20 protein-coding genes and 5 tRNA genes (1 of these 25 only partly in view) are annotated in these 22,491 nt (G+C 44.0%); 22 read left to right on the forward strand and 3 right to left on the reverse strand.

What is annotated here, in order from left to right:
* The 11 genes from PW220_RS00600 to PW220_RS00650 all read left to right on the forward strand — a co-directional run.
* Positions 1 to 21, forward strand: a tRNA-Tyr gene (locus tag PW220_RS00600) (it extends 60 nt beyond the left edge of the window).
* 7 nt (positions 22 to 28) lie between these two features.
* Positions 29 to 99 (forward strand) — tRNA-Trp (locus tag PW220_RS00605).
* Positions 100 to 106: 7 nt separating this feature from the next.
* Positions 107 to 179: transfer RNA gene (locus PW220_RS00610), tRNA-His, on the forward strand.
* A gap of 11 nt (positions 180 to 190) precedes the next feature.
* Positions 191 to 262, forward strand: a tRNA-Gln gene (locus PW220_RS00615).
* 11 nt (positions 263 to 273) lie between these two features.
* Positions 274 to 357, forward strand: a tRNA-Leu gene (locus PW220_RS00620).
* A 350-nt stretch (positions 358 to 707) separates the two neighbouring features.
* Entirely contained in the window at positions 708 to 1,151 is a 444-nt protein-coding gene (locus tag PW220_RS00625) for a zinc-dependent MarR family transcriptional regulator (RefSeq protein WP_172090733.1), read from the forward strand.
* Positions 1,152 to 1,856, forward strand: a complete 705-nt coding sequence (locus PW220_RS00630) for a metal ABC transporter ATP-binding protein (RefSeq protein WP_105125257.1) — start codon at positions 1,152 to 1,154, stop codon at positions 1,854 to 1,856.
* Positions 1,849 to 2,661 carry a metal ABC transporter permease gene (locus PW220_RS00635; protein ID WP_248055931.1) on the forward strand — a complete coding sequence of 271 codons (813 nt, stop codon included), beginning with the start codon at positions 1,849 to 1,851 and terminating at the stop codon, positions 2,659 to 2,661. The genes PW220_RS00630 and PW220_RS00635 overlap by 8 nt, the downstream gene beginning before the upstream one ends.
* Positions 2,662 to 2,669: 8 nt before the next feature.
* On the forward strand, positions 2,670 to 4,184 hold the full coding sequence (locus PW220_RS00640) for a zinc ABC transporter substrate-binding protein AdcA (RefSeq protein ID WP_248055932.1): 1,515 nt from the start codon (positions 2,670 to 2,672) through the stop codon (positions 4,182 to 4,184).
* A 105-nt stretch (positions 4,185 to 4,289) separates the two neighbouring features.
* Positions 4,290 to 4,736, forward strand: coding sequence for a CopY/TcrY family copper transport repressor (locus tag PW220_RS00645; protein WP_248044521.1), 447 nt, complete (start codon positions 4,290 to 4,292; stop codon positions 4,734 to 4,736).
* On the forward strand, positions 4,733 to 4,942 hold the full coding sequence (locus PW220_RS00650) for a heavy-metal-associated domain-containing protein (protein ID WP_172049584.1): 210 nt from the start codon (positions 4,733 to 4,735) through the stop codon (positions 4,940 to 4,942). The genes PW220_RS00645 and PW220_RS00650 overlap by 4 nt, the downstream gene beginning before the upstream one ends.
* Positions 4,943 to 4,974: 32 nt before the next feature.
* On the opposite strand, the gene PW220_RS00655 is transcribed toward PW220_RS00650, so the two are convergent.
* Both PW220_RS00655 and tyrS read right to left on the reverse strand, forming a co-directional pair.
* Entirely contained in the window at positions 4,975 to 5,352 is a 378-nt protein-coding gene (locus PW220_RS00655; RefSeq protein ID WP_248055933.1) for an HIT family protein, read from the reverse strand.
* A gap of 57 nt (positions 5,353 to 5,409) precedes the next feature.
* Complete coding sequence (gene tyrS / locus PW220_RS00660) at positions 5,410 to 6,666, reverse strand: tyrosine--tRNA ligase (RefSeq protein WP_248055934.1); 1,257 nt, start codon at positions 6,664 to 6,666, stop codon at positions 5,410 to 5,412.
* 123 nt (positions 6,667 to 6,789) lie between these two features.
* Here tyrS and pbp1b point away from each other — a divergent pair, with 123 nt between their 5' ends.
* The 4 genes from pbp1b (at position 6,790) to PW220_RS00680 (ending at position 17,592) form a co-directional block, all read left to right on the forward strand.
* On the forward strand, positions 6,790 to 9,201 hold the full coding sequence (gene pbp1b / locus PW220_RS00665) for a penicillin-binding protein PBP1B (RefSeq protein WP_248055935.1): 2,412 nt from the start codon (positions 6,790 to 6,792) through the stop codon (positions 9,199 to 9,201).
* A gap of 464 nt (positions 9,202 to 9,665) precedes the next feature.
* The gene (gene rpoB, locus PW220_RS00670; RefSeq protein ID WP_248055936.1) at positions 9,666 to 13,238 is read left to right on the forward strand and encodes a DNA-directed RNA polymerase subunit beta; all 3,573 of its coding nucleotides are present in this window, start codon (positions 9,666 to 9,668) and stop codon (positions 13,236 to 13,238) included.
* Positions 13,239 to 13,414: 176 nt separating this feature from the next.
* Positions 13,415 to 17,062: a DNA-directed RNA polymerase subunit beta' gene (gene rpoC / locus PW220_RS00675; protein WP_248055937.1), complete on the forward strand. Its 3,648-nt coding sequence runs from the start codon at positions 13,415 to 13,417 to the stop codon at positions 17,060 to 17,062.
* A gap of 152 nt (positions 17,063 to 17,214) precedes the next feature.
* Positions 17,215 to 17,592 carry a DUF1033 family protein gene (locus PW220_RS00680; protein ID WP_172049590.1) on the forward strand — a complete coding sequence of 126 codons (378 nt, stop codon included), beginning with the start codon at positions 17,215 to 17,217 and terminating at the stop codon, positions 17,590 to 17,592.
* A 20-nt stretch (positions 17,593 to 17,612) separates the two neighbouring features.
* On the opposite strand, the gene PW220_RS00685 is transcribed toward PW220_RS00680, so the two are convergent.
* Complete coding sequence (locus PW220_RS00685) at positions 17,613 to 18,563, reverse strand: S66 family peptidase (protein WP_248049579.1); 951 nt, start codon at positions 18,561 to 18,563, stop codon at positions 17,613 to 17,615.
* An 84-nt stretch (positions 18,564 to 18,647) separates the two neighbouring features.
* Here PW220_RS00685 and comGA point away from each other — a divergent pair, with 84 nt between their 5' ends.
* The 7 genes from comGA to comGG are packed head-to-tail and all read left to right on the forward strand — an operon-like array spanning position 18,648 to position 22,397.
* Positions 18,648 to 19,607 (forward strand): competence type IV pilus ATPase ComGA, encoded by a 960-nt coding sequence (gene comGA, locus PW220_RS00690; protein WP_248055938.1) that lies wholly within the window; start codon positions 18,648 to 18,650, stop codon positions 19,605 to 19,607.
* Positions 19,510 to 20,547 carry a competence type IV pilus assembly protein ComGB gene (gene comGB, locus PW220_RS00695; protein ID WP_316716460.1) on the forward strand — a complete coding sequence of 346 codons (1,038 nt, stop codon included), beginning with the start codon at positions 19,510 to 19,512 and terminating at the stop codon, positions 20,545 to 20,547. The genes comGA and comGB overlap by 98 nt, the downstream gene beginning before the upstream one ends.
* Before the next feature lies 1 nt (position 20,548).
* A complete protein-coding gene (gene comGC, locus PW220_RS00700) occupies positions 20,549 to 20,830 on the forward strand; it encodes a competence type IV pilus major pilin ComGC (protein ID WP_105096850.1) in 282 nt (93 codons plus the stop codon).
* Positions 20,811 to 21,218, forward strand: coding sequence for a competence type IV pilus minor pilin ComGD (gene comGD / locus PW220_RS00705; protein ID WP_248055939.1), 408 nt, complete (start codon positions 20,811 to 20,813; stop codon positions 21,216 to 21,218). The genes comGC and comGD overlap by 20 nt, the downstream gene beginning before the upstream one ends.
* Entirely contained in the window at positions 21,190 to 21,483 is a 294-nt protein-coding gene (comGE, locus tag PW220_RS00710; protein ID WP_105117571.1) for a competence type IV pilus minor pilin ComGE, read from the forward strand. The genes comGD and comGE overlap by 29 nt, the downstream gene beginning before the upstream one ends.
* Positions 21,470 to 21,904: a competence type IV pilus minor pilin ComGF gene (comGF, locus tag PW220_RS00715; RefSeq protein ID WP_105117572.1), complete on the forward strand. Its 435-nt coding sequence runs from the start codon at positions 21,470 to 21,472 to the stop codon at positions 21,902 to 21,904. Before comGE ends, comGF begins: the two co-directional genes overlap by 14 nt.
* Positions 21,882 to 22,397 carry a competence type IV pilus minor pilin ComGG gene (gene comGG, locus PW220_RS00720; protein ID WP_248055940.1) on the forward strand — a complete coding sequence of 172 codons (516 nt, stop codon included), beginning with the start codon at positions 21,882 to 21,884 and terminating at the stop codon, positions 22,395 to 22,397. Before comGF ends, comGG begins: the two co-directional genes overlap by 23 nt.
* Positions 22,398 to 22,491 lie beyond the last annotated feature (94 nt).

Here is a 22,491-nt window from a genome sequence, read left to right on the forward strand (position 1 = left end):
GTTCGAATCCCTCTCTCTCCATACCTTTACGGGCATAGTTTAAAGGTAGAACTAAGGTCTCCAAAACCTTCAGTGTGGGTTCAATTCCTACTGCCCGTGTTTTATGGCGGGTGTGGTGAAGTGGTTAACACATCAGATTGTGGCTCTGACATTCGGGGGTTCGATTCCCCTCACTCGCCTATTTTAATATTGGGGTATCGCCAAGCGGTAAGGCAAGGGACTTTGACTCCCTCATGCGTTGGTTCGAATCCAGCTACCCCAGTTAAACTATATGCCGGCGTGGCGGAATTGGCAGACGCGCTGGACTCAAAATCCAGTGTCCGCAAGGACGTGCCGGTTCGACCCCGGCCGCCGGTATAGTTGAAAAAGACAAGGTTTCTTAGCCTTGTCTTTTGTTTTGTGCTTTTAATTTTCTTTTTTTAAGGGGCTCTTTGTCAACTGTAGTGAGGAGATGTATGCCCACATTTATAGGTTGTTTTATCTGCCATTAGTTTGATCTGAAAAATTATAGAGTGAAGGGTTTAGTTAGTCAGTAGTAGGGGCTAGAGATATCTATTGTAGGGCTGTTATAAATTATGAGGTGATATATATAGGATTGCATTTGTTATATGTAGTTGAAATTTTGTAAATAATTTTCAAATTTTCCTTGTCTTTTCTTTTTTTCTATGATATACTTAACAAGTTAATTAAAGAGTTAAGGGAATTGTATGAGTCATCTTGCATCACAGATTGAAAAATGTTTACATGAAATTGTTTTAAGCTCTGAGAACCAATTAGAGATTTTAGTTGGTACTTGTCAGAGTTCAGTCAAATTAACAAATACGCAAGAGCATATTTTGATGTTGATTGAAAAGGCTGCCTATACCAATACGGAAATTGCTAAGGAACTGAATGTTAGTCAGGCTGCAATTACCAAAGCAACAAAAGCTTTGGTGACGCAGGGACTTTTGGTTGCTGTAAGGGATACAAAGGATGCCCGTGTTGTGCGTTTTAGTTTGACGGAAGCTGCTAAGCCAATCGCGGCTGAACATGCCCATCATCACGCTCATACTTTGGAGGCTTATGAGCACTTGTTGTCGCGTTACAGTGAGAGTGAACAAGAAGTCATTAGTCGCTTTATGAATGATTTAGTGGAGAAAATTAGAAGATAGATGAGATATATAAGTGTGGAGGATTTATCCTTCTATTATGATAAGGAACCTGTATTGGAACATATCCATTACCACTTGGATAGTGGGGAGTTTGTTACTCTAACCGGTGAAAATGGGGCTGCAAAGACAACCTTGATAAAAGCTACTTTGGGTATATTAAAGCCTAGATTTGGGAAAGTGGCCTTTGCAGAGAAAAGTATAAAAGGGAAGAAGTTGCGCATGGCCTATTTGCCCCAGCAGATTGCGAGTTTTAATGCTGGTTTTCCGAGCACGGTTTATGAATTTGTAAAATCAGGTCGCTATCCACGTCAGGGTTGGTTTCGTCGGCTCACTGGACATGATGAGGAACATATTCGGATTAGTTTGGAAGCAGTAGGTATGTGGGAACACAGGGATAAGAAATTGGGGTCTTTGAGCGGGGGACAGAAACAACGTGCTGTCATTGCCCGAATGTTTGCTTCGGATCCGGATATTTTTATCTTGGATGAACCGACAACGGGAATGGATGCTGGAACCAAGGATGCTTTTTACCAACTCATGCACCACTCGGCTAAAAAGCATGGGAAGGCTGTTTTGATGATTACCCATGATCCTGATGAGTTAAGTCAGTATGCGGATCGCAATATTCATCTGGTGCGAGATCAGCAATCTCCTTGGCGTTGTTTTAACGTCCACGAAGCGGATGAGGAGGTATCCAATGCTTGATTTATCTGTTTTCAACTATGATTTCATGCAAAGGGCCTTTCTAGCCATCATAGCCATGAGCTTGTTTTCACCTGTTCTGGGAGTTTTTCTCATCTTGAGAAGGCAGAGTCTGATGTCGGATACTCTCAGTCACGTTTCTTTAGCTGGTGTGGCTTTTGGTCTGGTCTTGGGGATTTCACCGACACTTTCAACGGTCCTGATTGTCATTGTGGCAGCGGTATTTCTGGAATACCTGCGGACTATTTATAAAAACTTTATGGAAATCGGGACGGCTATTCTCATGTCGACTGGTTTGGCTATTTCGCTGATTGTTATGAATAAGTCAGGCGGGAAGTCGGGATTGAGCCTGGAACAATATTTATTCGGTTCGATTGTGACCATTAGTCAAGAGCAGGTATTTGCCTTATTTGCTATTGCTCTGATTGTTATTGTATTGACCTTGCTGTTTCTACGGCCGATGTATATTTTGACCTTTGATGAAGATACAGCTTTTGTGGATGGCTTACCTGTGCGGGCTATGTCCATTGCTTTTAATGTGGTGACTGGTGTCGCCATTGCTCTGATGATCCCTGCAGCGGGTGCCTTGTTGGTGTCGACCATTATGGTTTTACCGGCCTCCATTGCCCTTCGCTTAGGAAAGAGTTTTAAGGCAGTTATCTTGATTGGTATGCTGGTTGGTTTCTTGGGAATGGTTACGGGCTTGTTGACATCTTACTATGCAGAAACGCCTGCTAGTGCAAGTATTACCTTGATTTTTATCAGTATTTTCTTACTGGTGAATGTGATGCAAAAATTAAAAAAATAGGAGTGTATATGAAAAAAATTGGTTTGTTATTCTTGTCTGCTTCAGCCTTATTGTTAGCTGCTTGTGGCAATAGCACAGCTTCTCAGGAAGATGGCAAGTTGGATATCGTCACGACGTTTTATCCTGTTTACGAATTCACGAAACAGGTAACAGGAGATGAAGCTAATGTAGAGTTGTTGATTAAAGCAGGGACAGAGGTTCATGGTTATGAGCCTTCAGCTAAAGATATTGCCCGTATCCAAGAGGCAGATGCATTCATTTATGAAAATGAAAACATGGAAACTTGGGTCCATGATATTGAAGATTCGGTGGATACAGAGAAAGTAGATGTTATCAGTGCAACGGAGGGAATGTTGCTCTTGCCTGGTGGAGAAGAGGGGCACGAGGAGCATGATCATAGTGAGGAAGGACATAGCCATGCTTATGATCCGCATGTATGGTTGTCCCCAGAACGTGCCATCACACTTGTAGAGAATATCCGTGATAGTTTGATTGCAAATTACCCAGATAAGAAGGCTGTTTTTGAGAAAAATGCTGCTGCCTATATTGAAAAGTTAGAGGCTCTACATTCTCAATACACTGAAACCTTGTCAGTGGCTAAGCAAAAATACTTTGTAACTCAACACACTGCCTTTGCATACTTGGCTTTGGATTATGGCTTGAAACAAGTTTCTATTACAGGTGTTGCTGCGGATGAAGATCCAACTCCGACTCGTTTGGCTGAATTGACTGAATATATCAAGCAATATGGCATTAAGTATATCTATTTTGAAGAAAATGCCTCAAAATCTGTAGCTGAAACACTTGCCAAAGAAACGGGTGTTCAGCTAGATGTTCTCAATCCGCTTGAAAGTTTGACGGATGAGGCGATGAAAAATGGAGAAGATTATATCTCTGTGATGGAGGACAATTTGACTGCGCTTGAGAAGACGACTTCCCAAGCAGGTGTTGAAATCTTACCAGAAGAGGGAGAGGTAACAACCAAAACAGTCTACAATGGTTACTTTGAAGACAGTGCTGTTAAAGATCGCACTCTGTCAGATTATGCTGGCGAATGGCAGTCTGTGTATCCTTACTTGCTAGATGGTACGCTGGACCAAGTTTGGGACTACAAGGCTAAGCTCAAAGGTGGTATGACAGCTGAAGAATACAAGACTTATTACGATACTGGCTACAAGACAGATGTCAATCAGATCAACATCACAGATAACACTATGGAATTTGTAGTGGGTGATAAGAAGCAAAAATTCACTTATAAATATGTAGGTTATAAGATTTTAACTTATAAGAAAGGTAATCGTGGTGTTCGTTTCTTATTTGAAGCGACAGATGCCAATGCCGGAAACTACAAGTATGTGCAGTTTAGCGATCATAATATTGCTCCTGTGAAGACAGGCCACTTCCATATCTTCTTCGGTGGTGAGAGCCAAGAAAAACTCTTTGAAGAAATGGAAAACTGGCCAACTTACTATCCTGTTGGTATGACTGGTTTTGAAATTGCTCAAGAGATGTTAGCTCACTAATACCAGAAGAGAAGGGCCGAGTAAATTGCTTGGCTCTTTTTCTTGACATTTTTTGACTACAAATGTAAACTAATTTTAGAAATACGATTGGTTGGAGGTGAGTTTGTGGAGCAGACGATTTCAGCTGCGGAGTGGCAGGTCATGCGGGTCTTGTGGGCTCGGCCTGGTGCAACTTCGCAGGAAATTATTCAGGCTTTGCAGGAGGGTTTTGACTGGCAGGCAACGACCATTAAGACCCTTTTGGGACGGCTACGGAAGAAAGACTATCTGAGAATGACTAAGAAAACCAGCAAGTACCACTATTATCCTCTCATCAGTGAGGAGGAGCATTTGCAGGGGCAGGTGGAGCTCTTACTGGCTACCATATGTTCCACCAAACAGGGACAGCTGGTCGAAAGCTTGCTAGACACAGGGACATTTTCCAAAAAAAGCCTAGAAAATCTAGCTAGCAAAATCTCGCAGCTTCAAAAGACTGCACCTGAGCGCATCGCCTGTCAATGCTTGGCAGGTCAATGTACCTGTGGACACCATACAAAAGGAGAAAACACATGAAGCAAACCTTGAAATTGAAAAACTTATCCTGTCAGAACTGTGTCAAACACGTGACCAATCACCTCTTGGATTTGGACGGGGTGGAAGAAGTGAAAATTCAGCTGGATCAGCAGTTGGCGGAAGTGGAAACTTCGGTGGCCTATGATTTAGAGCGATACCAAGAGATGCTGGATGATACCATCTATGAAGTAGAAGAGTTGGTGTAAATAAAATAAAAAGCAGCTGTCGGGCTGCTTTTTTATATTGCTTTGAGGAGTTTGTTCAGGTCCAGCTGGGCTTGCGTAAGCCTAATCTGGTCCCAGAAGCCATCTGATTGAAAGCGTGGGATGAGATGAACATGGAAATGGGTACCAGCATCAAACAAGCGATCGTTGCAGGCTGTGGTCACACCGTCAATTGCCAATGTTTGACAGAGTTTTTCAGTCAAAAAGACTTCCACGTCCGATAGTTCATAGCGAACAGCAGAAGGGATTTGGCTGAGCGTGTCATAGTGGTTTTTGCTGATAATCAGTAGATGTCCAGTTTGAATAGGGTCAATATCCCAGACCACCTTAAAATGTTCTGTCTGGTAGAGAATGTCATTTTCGTTGAGTTGGTGGCAAAAAATACAGGTCATAGCTGTTCTCCTATTGATAGAACAAAAGGAAATCACGGTTGATTTCCTTGAAAAATCTTAATAAGTCAACACAGAATATTTCTTCTTACCACGACGGATAACGGTCAACTCGCCGTCGATTTTGTCGCTGTCAGAAAGAGTGTAGTCCAAGTCTTGCACACGCTCACCGTTGACATAAATGGCACCATTTGCTACGTCTTCACGAGCTTGGCGTTTTGAATTGACAATACCAGAGGTAACTAGCAGTTCCACGATGTTAAGGTTGTCTTCAGCCTGTACAGCGTAGTTTGAAACGTTGCTGAGGCCCTGCTTGAGCTCTTTTGCGGACAGGTTTTTGATGTTGCCTGCGAACAATTGCTCGGTGATGTTAAGGGCTTGGTTATAGGCTTCTTCACCGTGGACCAATGTCACGACTTCCTTAGCCAAAATCTTCTGAGCTAAGCGTTCATGACGGGCAGCGTCAAATTGTTTCTCGATTTCAGCAATCTCATCCAATGACAAGAAAGTAAAGATTTTCAAGAAACGAACGGCATCATCGTCCATGACATTGAGCCAGAATTGGTACATTTCATATGGAGAAGTCTTGTCGGCATCCAACCAAACGGCGTTGCCTTCAGACTTACCAAATTTCTTACCTGTTGAGTCAGTGATGAGGGGAACAGTCATCACGTGGCCAGACTTGTCAGCCTTGCGGCGAAGCAATTCAGTACCTGCTGTCATGTTGCCCCACTGGTCAGAACCACCGATTTGTAGGGTCACATTGTGCTTGTCATTAAGCTCGTAGAAGTCATAACCCTGCATGATTTGGTAGGCAAACTCGGTGTAGGAAATCCCTGTTTCAATCCGTTTTTTTACAGAGTCCTTGCTCATCATGTAGTTGACTGTGTAGTATTTACCAACATCACGGAGGAAGTCGATAAAGCTGATGCCTGAGAACCAGTCGTAGTTGTTGACCATTTCAGCCTTATTGTCGCCGTTTTCAAAATCCAAGAAGCGAGAGAGCTGACCTTGGATTTTTGTTACCCAGCCGTCCACGGTGTCTTTGGTTTGCAAGCTGCGCTCCGCATCCTTGAAGGAAGGATCGCCAATCAGACCAGTCGCACCACCAACTAGGGCGTAAGGCTTGTGACCAGCCAACTGCAAACGACGGCTGGTCAAGATGGCAACCAAGTGGCCCAAGTGCAAGCTGTCAGCTGTTGGGTCGTAGCCTGTGTAGTAAGATATTTGTCCTTCTGTCAGTGCTTTTACCAAGGCTTCTTCGTCTGTCGTTTGAAAGACCAAGCCACGTGCTTTTAGTTCTTCAAAAATGTTCATGCGTTTCTCCTTAAATAGAATGTGATAAAAACCACATCTAACCAATAAAAATTCTCCCTTATTATACCATGAAATTGTGGAAAATAAACAAAATTTGGTATAATGGTAAGATAAGGAGTTACTATGACGACTAAATCAGATAAGCAAAAACATAAAGATAAATCAAATGCTCTAGGGCTCGGAGATACGCTTGGCGTTTTCCTTCGCACCTTGAAATTGTTGCTCAATTCCATTGCTGTCTTGTTGTTCCTATTTGTTCTTTTTGGTGCAGGTATAGGAGTTGGTTTTGTTGCGAGTTTGTTTGACAAGGTTGAGGTGCCTAAGACCGAGGAACTGCTGACACAGGTTTCAGAAGTAAGTCGGATTTCCAAAGTAGTCTATTCTGACGGCAGCCTAGTAGCAGAGGTTAATTCGGACTTGCTTCGTGTACCAGTTGGGGCTGGTGATGTATCGGACTACCTCAAGCAAGCAGTTATTGCAACAGAGGATGAAACTTTTGAAAGTCATAACGGAGTTGTGCCAAAAGCTGTTTTGCGTGCGGCACTAGGTTCAGTTGGCTTTGGGTCATCCAGTGGTGGCTCTACTTTGACCCAGCAGCTTATTAAACAGCAGTTGGTCGGAGATGCACCGACTTTTACTCGAAAGGCGAATGAAATTATTTCAGCTTTAGCCCTGGAACGCAATATGACCAAGGAAGAAATTTTAACCATTTATTTGAATGTTTCGCCGTTTGGTCGAAACAATCAAGGTCGAAATATTGCGGGAGCAGAAGCTGCCGCTCAAGGAATTTTTGGCAAACCTGCCAGTGAGTTGACAGTTCCACAGGCAGCCTTTATTGCAGGTCTACCGCAAAGTCCAATTGTCTATTCTCCATATGCTTCCGATGGTACTCGTAAGTCGGATGAGGATATGGTTTACGGTATCGAACGTTATCAAGATGTTCTTTTCAATATGTATCGTGCTTCGTTCTTGACCAAGGAAGAATATGAAACCTATAAGGCTTACGATATTAAGCAGGACTTCATTGCTCCAGCGCCTGTGACAGCTGATACTAAAGATTATCTCTATTATGAGGTGATGGAAGAGGCTCAGCAAGTCATGTTTGACTACTTGGTGAAACGTGATAAGGTTTCTGATAATGACTTGAAGAACGATGCAACAAGGAGTTCCTATGAGGAGTTGGCTAAGCAGGAGCTTAGTCAAGGTGGCTATACCATTAAGAGTACAGTTGATAAGGGTATTTATGATACCATGCAGTCAGTTGTTGCCAATTACGGTTCAGTATTGGATAATGGAAATGTGTACGTTGAAACAGGTAGTGTGCTGATTGACAATTCCACAGGAGCTATTCTAGGTTTCGTTGGTGGTCGGGATTATGCGACTAACCAAAACAACCATGCCTTTGATACCCTGCGTTCGCCTGCTTCGACCATTAAACCTTTATTGGCTTATGGGATCGCTATTGACCAAGGTTTAATCGGTTCAGCAAGTATTTTGTCAGATTATCCAACCAATTTCTCAAGTGGCCAACCAATCATGTATGGAACCAGTCGAGGTTCGGGCATGATGAACTTGCAGACGGCAATTGATAGATCTGTAAACATTTCGGCATTCTGGACTTATAAGATGATTCAAAATGCAGGAGTTGATGCCAAAGCCTACATGGAGAAGATGAACTATCATATTCCTATGTATGATATTGAAAGTGTGCCACTCGGTGGTGGCGTTGAAATTTCGGTTTTGACCAATACCAATGCCTATCAGACCTTAGCTAATGGTGGTGTCTATCACAAACACTATATTGTTGAGAATATTACGGCTGCGGATGGAACGGTTGTTTACCAGCATGAGGCAGCTCCTGTTCAAGTCTATTCCAAGGCCACCGCAAGCATCATGAACCAACTCTTGCGCCAAGTAGTGAATTCGGGCTATACAACGACCTTCAAGAATCGGTTGAGTGGCTTAAATCCTCAGGCAGCAGCTTCGGACTTTGTCGGTAAAACGGGAACAAGTAACGAGGTAAATGACGTCTGGCTCATGTTATCAACTCCAAAAGTAACTCTGGGGACTTGGGCTGGAAATGATGATAACTCAGAAATGTATGTTTGGACAGGCTATCACAACAATTCGCAATATGTCGCTCATATGGTTAATGCGCTCTATAATGTGAATGCAGATATGTTTGCAGGTCGCTTTGAGTTGGATGGTAGCGTGATTGCTTCGAATGTTGTTGCCTCTACAGGTCAACGTGCAGGAGCAACGCAAGTAAACGGACGTCAGGTCATGATTGGTGGTGCGACGACTACTAGTTATTGGGCTAAAAATGGCGCTCCTGTTACGAGCTACAACTTTATGGTCGGTGGTACAGATAGCGATCGGGCACAGGCTTGGAATAGTATTTTTGGTTCGCAAACATCTTCTTCAAATACGAGTCAAGGTACTAGTTCTAGCCGTTCTAGTAGTTCTAGTTCATCATCGGTAAATACGGAAACATCGACTGAAACCTCTACAAGTAGTCAAGATAATAATGATTAACCTTGCTTTTTATTATAAAATGTGATATAATTCTGTAAATAATTTGTCGTGTGTCTTGATTGAAATCTTGTCCAATCAAGACTTGCAGCAGTTAAATCAAACTTTTAAAAGGAAGATTTAGCTGCTCTTTTTGTGTCTATGAGGTCTCTTTTTAAGAAATGTTACTTACTCTTAAAGATTCTAAATATTCAGAAAAAGGATGAATAATGGTCATTTGCTGACTGTATATAATTGAACTCGCCTACAACTCTGTGAAAAAAGATAAACAGCTCCTAGGAGGCTTGCCTCCGTCGTCGTGTTTCCTATTTTTCTTTGAGTTGTTTACGGCTTAGTATCTTTAATTGAACTCGACCTAAAACCTGTGTGAAAAAGATAGAGCTCCTTGTGTCTGGTGACACGGCGTCACTCTCCTATTTTCACTTTGGTTTTCACGGTCTCGTATCTTATTACAAAGGAGAAAACTTTTGGCAGGACATGAAGTTCAGTACGGTAAACACCGTACCCGTCGTAGTTTTTCAAGAATCAAGGAAGTTCTTGATTTACCAAATTTGATTGAAATCCAAACGGATTCATTTAAAGATTTTCTTGACTATGGTTTGAAAGAAGTCTTTGAAGATGTACTTCCGGTTTCGAACTTTACAGAAACCATGGAATTGGAATTTGTGGGTTATGAGTTGAAGCAACCCAAATACACTTTGGAAGAGGCGCGTGCACACGATGCAAACTACTCAGCTCCAATTTATGTAACCTTCCGTCTGGTGAATAAAGAAACTGGCGAGATTAAGACTCAAGAAGTATTCTTCGGTGAGTTTCCAATCATGACTGAAATGGGTACCTTTATCATCAACGGTGCAGAGCGTATCATCGTTTCTCAGTTGGTTCGTTCACCAGGTGTTTATTTCAACGATAAAGTTGATAAGAACGGTAAGGTTGGTTATGGTTCAACGGTAATCCCTAACCGTGGTGCTTGGTTGGAATTGGAAACGGACTCAAAAGATATTGCCTATACTCGTATCGACCGTACGCGTAAAATTCCATTTACAACGCTTGTACGTGCGCTTGGTTTCTCAGGCGATGATGAAATCTTTGATATCTTTGGTGATAGTGAGTTGGTTCGCAACACCATTGAAAAAGATGTTCACAAAAATACGGCAGATTCTCGTACAGATGAAGCTCTCAAGGAAATCTATGAGCGTCTTCGTCCAGGTGAACCAAAGACAGCTGAAAGCTCTCGTAGCCTTTTGACTGCTCGTTTCTTTGACCCACGTCGATATGATTTGGCACCAGTTGGTCGTTACAAGATCAATAAGAAACTCAACCTCCGTACTCGTTTGCTCAACCAAACACTTGCTGAGCATGTCATTAACGGTGAAACAGGCGAAATCGTTTTGGAAGCGGGTACTGTCTTGAGCCGTGATGTGCTTGAAAAAGTAGAAGCACAATTTGATGAACTCAACTTGGTAGAGTATATTCCAAATGATAATGCTGTTCTTCTTGAGCCAGTTCTCTTGCAGAAGTTTAAGATTGTTGCACCAAAAGATCCAGACCGTGTTGTAACAGTTATTGGTAATGCTAATCCGGCGGAAAATGTGCGTATTGTTACACCAGCAGATATCTTGGCTGAGATGAGCTACTTCCTCAACTTGGCGGAGGGTCTTGGTCGCGTAGACGATATCGACCACTTGGGTAACCGTCGTATTCGTGCCGTTGGTGAATTGCTTGCTAACCAAGTCCGTATCGGTTTGACCCGTATGGAGCGTAACTTACGTGAGCGTATGTCTGTTCAAGACAATGAAGTATTGACGCCACAACAAATCATCAATATCCGTCCTGTTACAGCCGCAATCAAAGAATTCTTTGGTTCATCCCAGTTGTCACAGTTCATGGACCAACACAACCCACTTTCTGAGTTGTCGCACAAACGCCGTTTGTCAGCCTTGGGACCTGGTGGTTTGACCCGTGACCGTGCAGGCTATGAAGTTCGAGACGTTCACTACACTCACTATGGTCGTATGTGTCCGATTGAAACGCCTGAAGGACCTAACATCGGTTTGATCAACAACTTGTCTTCTTATGGTCACCTCAACAAGTATGGTTTCATCCAAACACCATACCGCAAGATTGACCGTGCAACTGGTACAGTAACGAACGAAATCGTTTGGTTGACTGCCGATGAAGAAGATGCTTATATCGTGGCTCAATCGACTTCACCACTCGATGAAAACAACCGTTTTGTTGATAAAATCGTTATGGGACGTCACCAAGGTAATAACCAAGAGTTCCCAGCAGATTCAGCAGACTTCATGGACGTTTCTCCTAAGCAGGTAGTTGCCGTTGCGACAGCATGTATTCCTTTCTTGGAAAACGATGACTCCAACCGTGCCCTCATGGGTGCCAACATGCAACGTCAGGCTGTTCCATTGATTGATCCAAAAGCACCTTACGTTGGTACAGGTATGGAATACCAGGCTGCCCATGACTCAGGTGCGGCAGTTATTGCCCAACATGATGGTAAGGTTGTTTACGCAGATGCGGACAAGGTAGAAGTACGTCGTGAAGATGGTTCCTTGGATGTTTACAGCATTCAGAAATTCCGTCGTTCAAACTCAGGTACTGCCTACAACCAACGTACCCTTGTGAAATTGGGTGATGTCGTTGAAAAAGGTGACTTCATCGCAGATGGTCCTTCTATGGAACGTGGGGAAATGGCTCTTGGTCAAAACCCTATCGTTGCCTACATGACTTGGGAAGGTTACAACTTCGAGGATGCGGTTATCATGTCTGAACGCCTAGTGAAAGACGATGTTTATACATCTGTTCACTTGGAAGAATATGAATCAGAAACACGTGATACCAAGTTAGGCCCTGAAGAAATCACACGCGAAATTCCAAACGTTGGTGAAGATGCCCTTCGCAACTTGGACGAAATGGGGATTATCCGTATTGGTGCCGAAGTTAAAGAGGGCGACATTCTTGTTGGTAAAGTCACACCAAAAGGTGAAAAAGATCTTTCTGCTGAAGAGCGCCTCTTGCACGCCATCTTCGGTGACAAGTCACGTGAAGTTCGTGATACCTCTCTTCGTGTACCACACGGTGCCGATGGTGTCGTTCGTGATGTGAAAATCTTTACTCGTGCCAACGGTGATGAATTGCAATCAGGTGTTAACATGTTAGTTCGTGTTTACATCGCTCAAAAACGTAAGATTAAGGTCGGAGATAAGATGGCCGGTCGTCACGGTAACAAGGGTGTCGTTTCACGTATTGTACCTGTTGAGGATATGCCGTATCTTCCAGACGGAACACCAGTTGACATCATGTTGAACCCACTCGGGGTGCCATCACGTATGAACATCGGTCAGGTTATGGAACTTCACTTGGGTATGGCTGCACGTAACCTGGGCATCCATATCGCAACACCAGTTTTCGATGGTGCAAGTTCAGAAGACCTCTGGTCAACTGTTAAAGAAGCAGGTATGGACTCAGATGCCAAGACCATTCTTTACGATGGCCGTACCGGTGAGCCATTTGATAACCGTGTATCTGTCGGTGTCATGTACATGATCAAGCTTCACCACATGGTTGATGATAAACTTCATGCCCGCTCAGTCGGACCATACTCACTCGTTACCCAACAGCCACTCGGAGGTAAGGCTCAGTTTGGTGGTCAGCGTTTCGGTGAGATGGAGGTTTGGGCCCTTGAAGCCTACGGTGCTTCAAACGTCCTTCAAGAAATCTTGACTTACAAGTCAGATGATGTGACAGGCCGTCTGAAAGCCTATGAAGCCATCACCAAAGGTAAACCAATTCCAAAACCAGGTGTTCCAGAATCATTCCGCGTTCTTGTCAAAGAATTGCAATCACTTGGTTTGGATATGCGTGTCCTTGATGAAGATAACAATGAAGTAGAATTGCGTGACCTTGATGAAGGTGAAGATGATGACATCATCCACGTAGATGATCTTGAAAAAGCACGTGCAAAAGCAGCAGCTGACGCAGCGGCAGCCTTTGCAGCGGAAGAAGCGGAAGACAAAGAGTAATTCAAATGGATGGAACAAGTGGTCCAAATCTCAGAACGGAAAGGGATGAGGACCAACGGTCTTCCTCTATTTGCTTGATGAAAGAATAGCTTATCAGCTACTTATTCTGCTGTTTATTGTTCAAGAATTTGAGGTTTGGGAATCCAGCCTCTCACAAGAAAAGAAAGGGATTATTAGTGGTTGACGTAAATCGATTTAAAAGTATGCAAATCACGTTAGCTTCACCAAGTAAGGTTCGTTCATGGTCTTACGGTGAGGTTAAAAAACCTGAAACAATCAATTATCGTACACTCAAACCAGAACGTGATGGACTTTTTGACGAAGTCATCTTTGGTCCAACAAAAGACTGGGAGTGTTCATGTGGTAAATACAAGCGTATCCGTTATAAAGGGATCACTTGTGACCGCTGTGGTGTGGAAGTAACTCGTGCAAAAGTCCGTCGTGAGCGTATGGGACACATTGAGTTGAAAGCACCAATTTCACACATTTGGTATTTCAAAGGTATTCCAAGCCGCATGGGCTTGACCTTGGATATGAGCCCTCGTGCGCTTGAAGAAGTTATTTACTTCGCAGCCTACGTGGTCATTGATCCAAAAGATACAGACCTTGTGCACAAGTCAATCATGACTGAGCGCGAATACCGCGAGCGTTTGCGTGAACATGGATATGGCTCATTTGTTGCTAAAATGGGTGCAGAAGCCATTCAAGACCTCTTGAAGCAAGTTGATCTTCCAAAAGAAATCGCAGCTTTGAAAGAAGAATTGAAAACTGCTACAGGACAAAAACGGATCAAGGCTGTACGTCGTTTGGATGTACTCGATGCCTTCTATAAATCTGGAAATAAACCTGAGTGGATGATTCTTAACATCCTTCCAGTTATTCCACCAGATTTGCGCCCGATGGTTCAGTTGGACGGTGGCCGTTTTGCTGCATCTGACTTGAACGAACTCTACCGCCGCGTTATCAACCGGAACAACCGTTTGGCACGCCTCTTGGAACTGAACGCTCCAGGTATCATCGTACAAAACGAAAAACGGATGCTTCAAGAAGCTGTGGATGCTTTGATTGACAACGGTCGTCGTGGTCGTCCAATTACAGGACCAGGTAGCCGTCCACTTAAATCACTCAGCCACATGCTTAAAGGTAAGCAAGGACGTTTCCGTCAAAACTTGCTTGGTAAGCGTGTTGACTTCTCAGGACGTTCCGTTATCGCCGTTGGTCCAACGCTTAAAATGTACCAATGTGGTGTGCCACGTGAAATGGCGATTGAGCTCTTCAAACCGTTTGTGATGCGTGAAATCGTTGCCCGTGAGATTGCAGGTAACGTGAAAGCAGCTAAACGCTTGATTGAACGTGGAGATGATCGCATTTGGGACATCTTGGAAGAAGTGATTAAAGAACACCCAGTTCTTTTGAACCGCGCACCTACCCTTCACCGTTTGGGTATCCAGGCCTTTGAGCCAGTTCTGATTGACGGTAAAGCCCTTCGTTTGCACCCGCTTGTCTGTGAAGCCTACAACGCCGACTTTGACGGTGACCAGATGGCCATTCACGTTCCATTGTCAGAAGAAGCGCAAGCAGAAGCACGTATCCTTATGCTCGCGGCAGAACACATCCTTAACCCTAAAGATGGTAAACCAGTCGTAACACCATCTCAGGATATGGTTTTGGGTAACTACTACTTGACCATGGAAGATGCAGGTCGTGAAGGCGAAGGTATGGTCTTCAAGGATGCGGATGAGGCTGTTATGGCTTACCGCAATGGCTATGTTCACTTGCATACCCGTGTTGGTATCGCAACGGATAGCTTGCACAAGCCATGGAAAGACAACCAAAAGCACAAGATTATGATGACAACTGTCGGAAAAATCTTGTTTAACGCGATTATGCCTGAAGGACTTCCTTACTTGCAAGAGCCAAACAACGCTAACTTGACAGAAGGAACTCCTGATAAATACTTCTTGGAACCAGGATCAGATATCAAGGCTGCTATTGCAGAATTGCCAATCAACCCACCATTCAAGAAGAAAAATCTTGGTAACATCATCGCTGAAATCTTCAAGCGTTTCCGTACAACTGAAACATCAGCCCTTCTTGACCGTTTGAAAGACTTGGGTTACTATCACTCAACACTTGCTGGTTTGACAGTGGGTATTGCCGATATTCCAGTCATCGACAACAAGGCTGAAATCATTGAAGAATCTCACGAACGTGTCGAACAAATCAAGAAACAATTCCGTCGTGGTATGATTACAGACGATGAGCGTTATGCAGCTGTTACAGATGAGTGGCGTTCAGCTAAGGAAAAATTGGAAAAACGCCTGGTTGAAAAACAAGATCCTAAGAACCCAATCGTTATGATGATGGACTCTGGTGCCCGTGGTAACATCTCCAACTTCTCCCAGTTGGCCGGTATGCGTGGTCTGATGTCAGCTCCGAACGGACGTATCATGGAATTGCCGATCTTGTCTAACTTCCGTGAAGGTCTTTCGGTATTGGAAATGTTCTTCTCAACTCACGGTGCCCGTAAGGGTATGACGGATACGGCTTTGAAGACAGCCGACTCAGGTTATCTGACTCGTCGTTTGGTTGACGTTGCCCAAGACGTTATTATCCGTGAAGACGACTGTGGAACAGACCGTGGTCTTGACATCCGTTCTATCACAGATGGCAAGGAAATGATCGAGCCACTTGAAGAGCGTTTGCAAGGTCGTTACACTAAGAAAACTGTTAAACACCCTGAAACTGGTGCAGTCATCATTGGTCCAAATCAATTGATTACCGAAGACATTGCTCGTGAAATTGTCAATGCCGGTGTTGAACAAGTCACTATCCGTAGCGTATTTACATGTAACACCCGTCACGGTGTCTGCCGTCATTGTTACGGTATCAACTTGGCAACAGGTGATGCAGTTGAAGTGGGTGAAGCAGTTGGTACAATTGCAGCTCAATCAATCGGTGAGCCTGGTACACAGCTTACAATGCGTACCTTCCACACGGGTGGTGTAGCCTCAAACAGCGATATCACGCAGGGTCTTCCTCGTGTCCAAGAGATCTTTGAAGCCCGCAATCCGAAAGGGGAAGCGGTTATCACTGAGATCAAAGGTGAAGTTACAGCCATCGAAGAAGATGCTTCTACTCGTACCAAGAAAGTCTTTGTTAAAGGTAAAACTGGCGAAGGCGAATATGTGGTTCCATTTACAGCCCGTATGAAGGTTGAAGTTGGTGACCAAGTTGCGCGTGGAGCAGCTCTTACCGAAGGTTCTATCCAACCCAAACGCTTGCTGGAAGTCCGTGATGTCTTGGCGGTTGAAACTTACCTTCTTTCTGAGGTTCAAAAAGTTTACCGTAGCCAGGGTGTAGAAATCGGCGACAAGCACATTGAGGTAATGGTTCGTCAGATGCTTCGTAAAGTTCGTGTCATGGATCCAGGTGACACAGATCTTCTCATGGGTACCCTCATGGATATTACCGACTTTACAGATGCCAATGCGGAAGTGGTTATTGCAGGTGGTATTCCGGCAACAGCTCGTCCAGTTCTTATGGGTATCACAAAAGCGTCTCTTGAAACCAACTCATTCTTGTCTGCCGCATCCTTCCAGGAAACAACTCGTGTCCTTACAGATGCTGCTATCCGTGGTAAACGTGATAACCTTCTTGGTCTTAAAGAGAACGTTATTATTGGTAAGATTATCCCAGCAGGTACAGGTATGGCCCGCTACCGTAATCTTGAGCCACAGGCTATTAATGAAGTTGAAATCATTGAAGACACAGTGGCTGAAGAGCTTGCTGCAGAAGCAAATCTTGAAACTGTAAGTGAATAATATTTTATGCACATCTCTAGATTTCTAGAGATGTGTTTTTTGCTATTTGGAAATAAAGCGCATACATAATTTGATCAGTAATTAACAAGCAGAATACTTTCTATACGATTTTATATTCGATATAATGAGTGTGAAAAAGGAAGTGTGTGCTTATGTATCAGGTAATAAAATTATATGGAGATTATGAACCCTGGTGGTTCTTGGATGGTTGGGAAGAAGACATTGTCAGTAAGGATGTCTTTAGTCGTTATGAGGATGCCTATACTGCCTTTCAAAAAGAATGGGTACGTTTGTCAGAAAAATTCCCTAAGAAGCAGAGTAAAAATGGAACCCTGGTGGCTTTTTGGGATGAATCAGACCAGCATTGGTGTGAGGAATGTGATGAGTATTTACAGCGTTATCATTCGCTCATGCTAGTAGAAGCTAAGGAAAATTTACCTGCTGGTTTTGTCAAGTCGCAGACACCCCCTCGTTTGCGTACTTGTAGGCTGAAACAAGACAAATGTATGAACCATGAAGAAAAGGATTGACATTGGAATGTCAATCCTTTTTAGCTGAATCTGATAGAAAATGCTTTGGTGTCGAGCTCCACTTGACCTCCGATTGTGATAGTAAAAAGAGGTTGGGTATGGGCAAAGTCCAAATCGTAGAGAACAGGGATGGTTTTGAGAATCGGGTGCTTGTCCAAAATGGCCAGCAAAATCTCCTCCGTCATCTTGGTTTCCTTAGGAAAACGACCGAAGACAACCGCCTGCGGATTAGGATAGGCTTGTAGCAGGGCAGTCAAGTGACGAGCAATAATCAGATAATCGTCGTCTTCCGCCTCCTCCAAAAAGAGCACATACTTGTCAGGTTTGGGTGCGAACTCGGTTCCAGTCAGCAGATTGAGGGTTGAGATGTTTCCGCCGATGGCAATGCCAGAGGCCTGTCCTGGATTGTAAACTTTCCATTCTGTTGGGTAAAAGGTGCGAGGGGCGTCTGATAGGTACCAAGCGTCGCTAGACCATTCTGTACTGGGACTTAATTTATATGTGTTCTGAGTTACTGCATTTAGCCAAGATTGTGTTTGATAGTCTTGGCCTTGCACCATTTTAAAACTAGAATAGGCTGGCCCCATATAGGTTTGTATGCCTGTCTTGGCGTAGATAGCATTGAGCAGGGCAGTCGTATCTGAATAGCCACAGAAAATCTTCGGATGGCGCGCAATTAGGTCAAAATCCAGATAGGGCAAGAGTTCGTTAGAGTTGAAACCGCCAATGGTTGTCAGAATGGCATCGACCGACTCATCCCCAAAAGCGGCTTCCAAGTCCGCAACACGACTAGCAATCGGAGCCGAATCGAACATATCGTTTTCAAAATAATGTTCTGAGAAAGAGAGTTTGAAGCCCAGGTCTTCCAATTTTTCCTTGGCGGCAAGATTGGCTTCAAAACCACCAATTCTTTCAATAGACGAAGAGGGACTGACTACACGTATGTGGTCGCCTTTTTTTAATTTTTTCATAGGAACCTCCAAGTTTTTTATTATTTTAACAAAAAAGTATGGAAAATCAAGTTTCCTTGCGAATAGATAGGGTGAGGAGGTTTTATGATTCAAGAAAAAGCAAGAAAGTTGATTGAAGAGGCGGTGGCGGATAGGGTCAGTGATATTTATCTGGTTCCTCGTGGTCAGGACTACCAAGTCTACCATCGCATCATGGACGAACGGGAGTTTGTGCACGACTTGGCTGAGGAGGAAGTAACAGCCATCATCAGCCATTTCAAGTTCTTAGCAGGTTTAAATGTCGGTGAAAAACGCCGTAGCCAGCAGGGTTCCTGTGACTATGATTATGGGAACGGCGAGATTTCACTTCGCTTATCAACTGTCGGAGATTATCGTGGCAAGGAAAGTCTGGTTATCCGCCTGCTCTATGACAATGACAAGGAACTCAAGTTCTGGTTTGAGGCGGCTGAGCGGCTTGCAGAAGAAATCAAGGGACGAGGGCTCTACCTTTTTTCGGGTCCAGTCGGCTCTGGTAAGACCACACTTATGTACCATCTTGCCAGGCTGAAATTCCCAGACAAGCAGATTTTGACTATCGAGGATCCTGTCGAAATCAAGCAGGAGGACATGCTGCAACTCCAGCTCAATGAAGCCATCGGAGCCACCTACGACAATCTGATCAAACTGTCCCTCCGTCATCGACCAGACTTGCTCATCATCGGTGAAATTCGGGATGCGGAAACCGCTCGAGCAGTCATTCGAGCCAGCCTGACGGGAGCTACCGTTTTCTCAACAGTCCATGCAAGGTCTATTTCAGGTGTCTACGCCCGTATGTTGGAATTGGGTGTCAGCTCTGAGGAGTTAAACAATGCCCTTCAAGGTATTGCCTATCAACGTTTAATAGGGGGAGGAGGTGTGGTAGATTTTGCAAAGGGAAATTACCAAAACCATTCCGCAGACCAGTGGAATGCGCAAATTGATCGCCTTTTTGCAGCAGGACATATCAGTCTTCGGCAGGCAGAAACAGAAAAAATTACCCTTGGTTCGCCAGCGTACGGTCATTGAACTGTTTAATAATCTCTTTGCCAGTGGTTTTCATCTGGGGGAGATTGTTGATTTCCTCAAACGCAGTCAGCTGCTGGCAGATCCCTATACCCAGGTCTTGTCGGATGGTCTTCTTGCAGGCAAACCCTTTTCAAGTTTGCTGGCGGATTTGCATTTTTCAGATGCGGTGGTCACACAGGTGGCTTTGGCAGAAGTTCATGGCAATACCAGTCTGAGTTTGAGCCATATCCAGTCCTATCTGGAAAATGTCAGCAAGGTTCGTAAAAAGCTGATTGAAGTAGCGACCTATCCAGTTATCTTGCTTGGTTTTCTGCTTTTGATTATGCTTGGCTTGAAAAACTATCTTCTGCCCCAGTTGGAGGAAGGCAACGTAGCGACCGTGCTAATTAACCATCTGCCGACTATCTTTTTATCCCTTTGTGGACTTAGTTTGGTAGCGGTCTTAGCTGGTCTTGTTTGGTTTCGCAAAACCGATAAAATCAAAGTCTTTTCCCGTTTAGTAGCTCTGCCATTTTTCGGAAAACTCATCCAAACCTACCTGACGGCCTATTACGCCAGGGAGTGGGGGAGTTTGATTGGGCAAGGCTTGGACCTGCCGCAGATTGTGGGCCTGATGCAGGAGCAACAATCGCAGCTCTTTCGGGAGATTGGCCAGGACCTGGAGCAGTCGCTTTCCAATGGTCAGAGCTTTCACGAACACATCAAGACCTACGCCTTTTTTAAGCGGGAGTTGAGTTTGATTGTCGAGTACGGTCAGGTCAAGTCCAAATTAGGGAGCGAGTTGACAGTCTATGCAGCTGAGTGTTGGGAGGAATTTTTCTCTCGGGTCAATAGAGCCATGCATCTAATCCAACCGCTGGTCTTTCTCTTTGTGGCCTTAATGGTCGTTCTCATCTACGCAGCCATGTTGCTGCCGATTTATCAAAATATGGAGTTATAAAATGAAAAAATTAATGAAATTGAAAAATAAAGCCTTCACATTGGTGGAAATGTTAGTAGTACTTCTCATTGTTAGTGTGCTTCTGCTCCTATTTGTGCCTAATTTGAGTAAGCAAAAAGAAGCGATTAAGGAGTCAGGAGGTGCAGCGGTTGTTAAGGTTGTAGAAAGCCAGATGGAGCTCTATGAATTAGAGCATGATAAGGAAGCAACGGTGGCAGACTTGCAGGCAGCTGGCTACATCACTGAAAAACAAGCAGAAGAGTATGCTAAGGCGAAAAAATAAGGCCTTCACTCTTCTAGAAAGCTTGCTGACCTTATTTGTCGTTAGTTTTTTAGCCGTTTCTTTGTCGGGAACGGTGCAAACAGCCTTTCAGTCAGTTCAAGAAGAGATTTTCCTCTGGGAATTTGAAGCCATCTATAAAGACAGCCAGAAATTGGCAGCTAGTTCTCACCAGTCAATTAGCTTGACTATCGGCGAACAAGAAGTGACAAATGGTCATCAGGCTGTAGAGGTGCCCAGAAACGTAAAAGTATTGGAAGAGAAGACCATCCAATTTGAAGAAAATGGAGGAAATTCCTCACTGTCTAACATTCGTTTTCGGCTTAGTCAAAAAATAGTCAAGTATCAATTATATATAGGGAGTGGTCGCTATAAGAAAACAGAAGAATAAGGCTTATATCTTGCTAGAAAGTTTAGTTGCCCTTGCGACCCTAGTGACTATTTGTAGCTTGATTTTGACTGCGGTAGATACAGGTCGCAGGCGACAGGCTTGGGAATTGGAACAACAGGAAGTTCTCAATCTAGCACAGATGGCTGTTCAGACCGAGCAAGATAGCCTAGCCTTAAACGGTGTTACAGTTCAGGTTCAACGAACAGTGGATAAGATGATTGTTTTCCACGAGGGAAAGGAGGTTTTATCGGTTGTTAAAAAGTAAAATTCCTGCCTTTACTCTCCTGGAATGCTTGGTAGCCTTAGTCATCCTTTCAGGTAGCCTTTTGGTCTTTGAAGGCTTGTCAAAACTGCTGGTCCAAGAAGCGCATTACCAAAGGCATACCATACAGAAGGAATGGCAGGTCTTTTCTAGCCAGTTGCGGTCGGAGTGGGACCAGGCGGACTTGGTCAAGGTTGAAAATGGCAAGGTCTATGTAGACAAGGCTGGTCAGGCTTTGGCCTTTGGTAAGTCACGGTCGGATGATTTTCGGAAAACAAATGACAGGGGACAGGGCTACCAGCCCATGCTCTATCAGGTGGACAGCGCAGCCATTTCCCAAGAAAACCAGCTGGTGCGCATCGACTTTAGCTTTAAAAACGGGGAGGAGCGGACCTTTATCTATGCTTTTAAAGAAAAAGGTTAGGGCTGGCATCCTGCTCTATGCCCTCTTGATGCTGGCAGTCTTTAGTCTCTTGCTTCAGTTTTATATCCACCGCCAAGAAGCCGAAAGTCGCTTAGTTCAGGTTGCGAGGCAAGAAACGACGGCCTACATCATGGCTCAGATGGTCTTGGACCAAGTCGAAGAGGACTTGCAAGAGCGTCAAGCGGTTGCTAAGGAGGAAGCTAGCCAAACAGATGAAAGGAAGGAAGATGACATAGTCGTTAGCGAGACTGTTGAGAAGAAGGAAGTAAAGGAGGCTCAATCAACTAAAGAAAGTCAAGAAACGATAGAAAAACCAGCTCAAACGAGTGTTAAGAAAAAGGAGGAAGGTAAACTGATAGAAGATAGGGGAACTATGTTATTTCAACAGGGTCAGGCTAGTTATCATGTTCAAAATCAACAAGTGTCAGTGTTGGTAGTATTAAGGGACGGAAGAGAGTATCGCTATCAATTTGGAATGAAAAGCCGAGATTGATTGAATAAAAAGTCTATTGCACCTTGCTTTCTCGCAAAAAGAGATAAAGGATATCTGTAGTCAATCCATACTGTTAGTGTGTGATGCAAGGTAT

Origin of the sequence: Streptococcus sp. 29892 (genome assembly GCF_032594935.1) — a bacterium.
GTDB classification, from domain to species: Bacteria; Bacillota; Bacilli; order Lactobacillales; family Streptococcaceae; genus Streptococcus; species Streptococcus hyiners.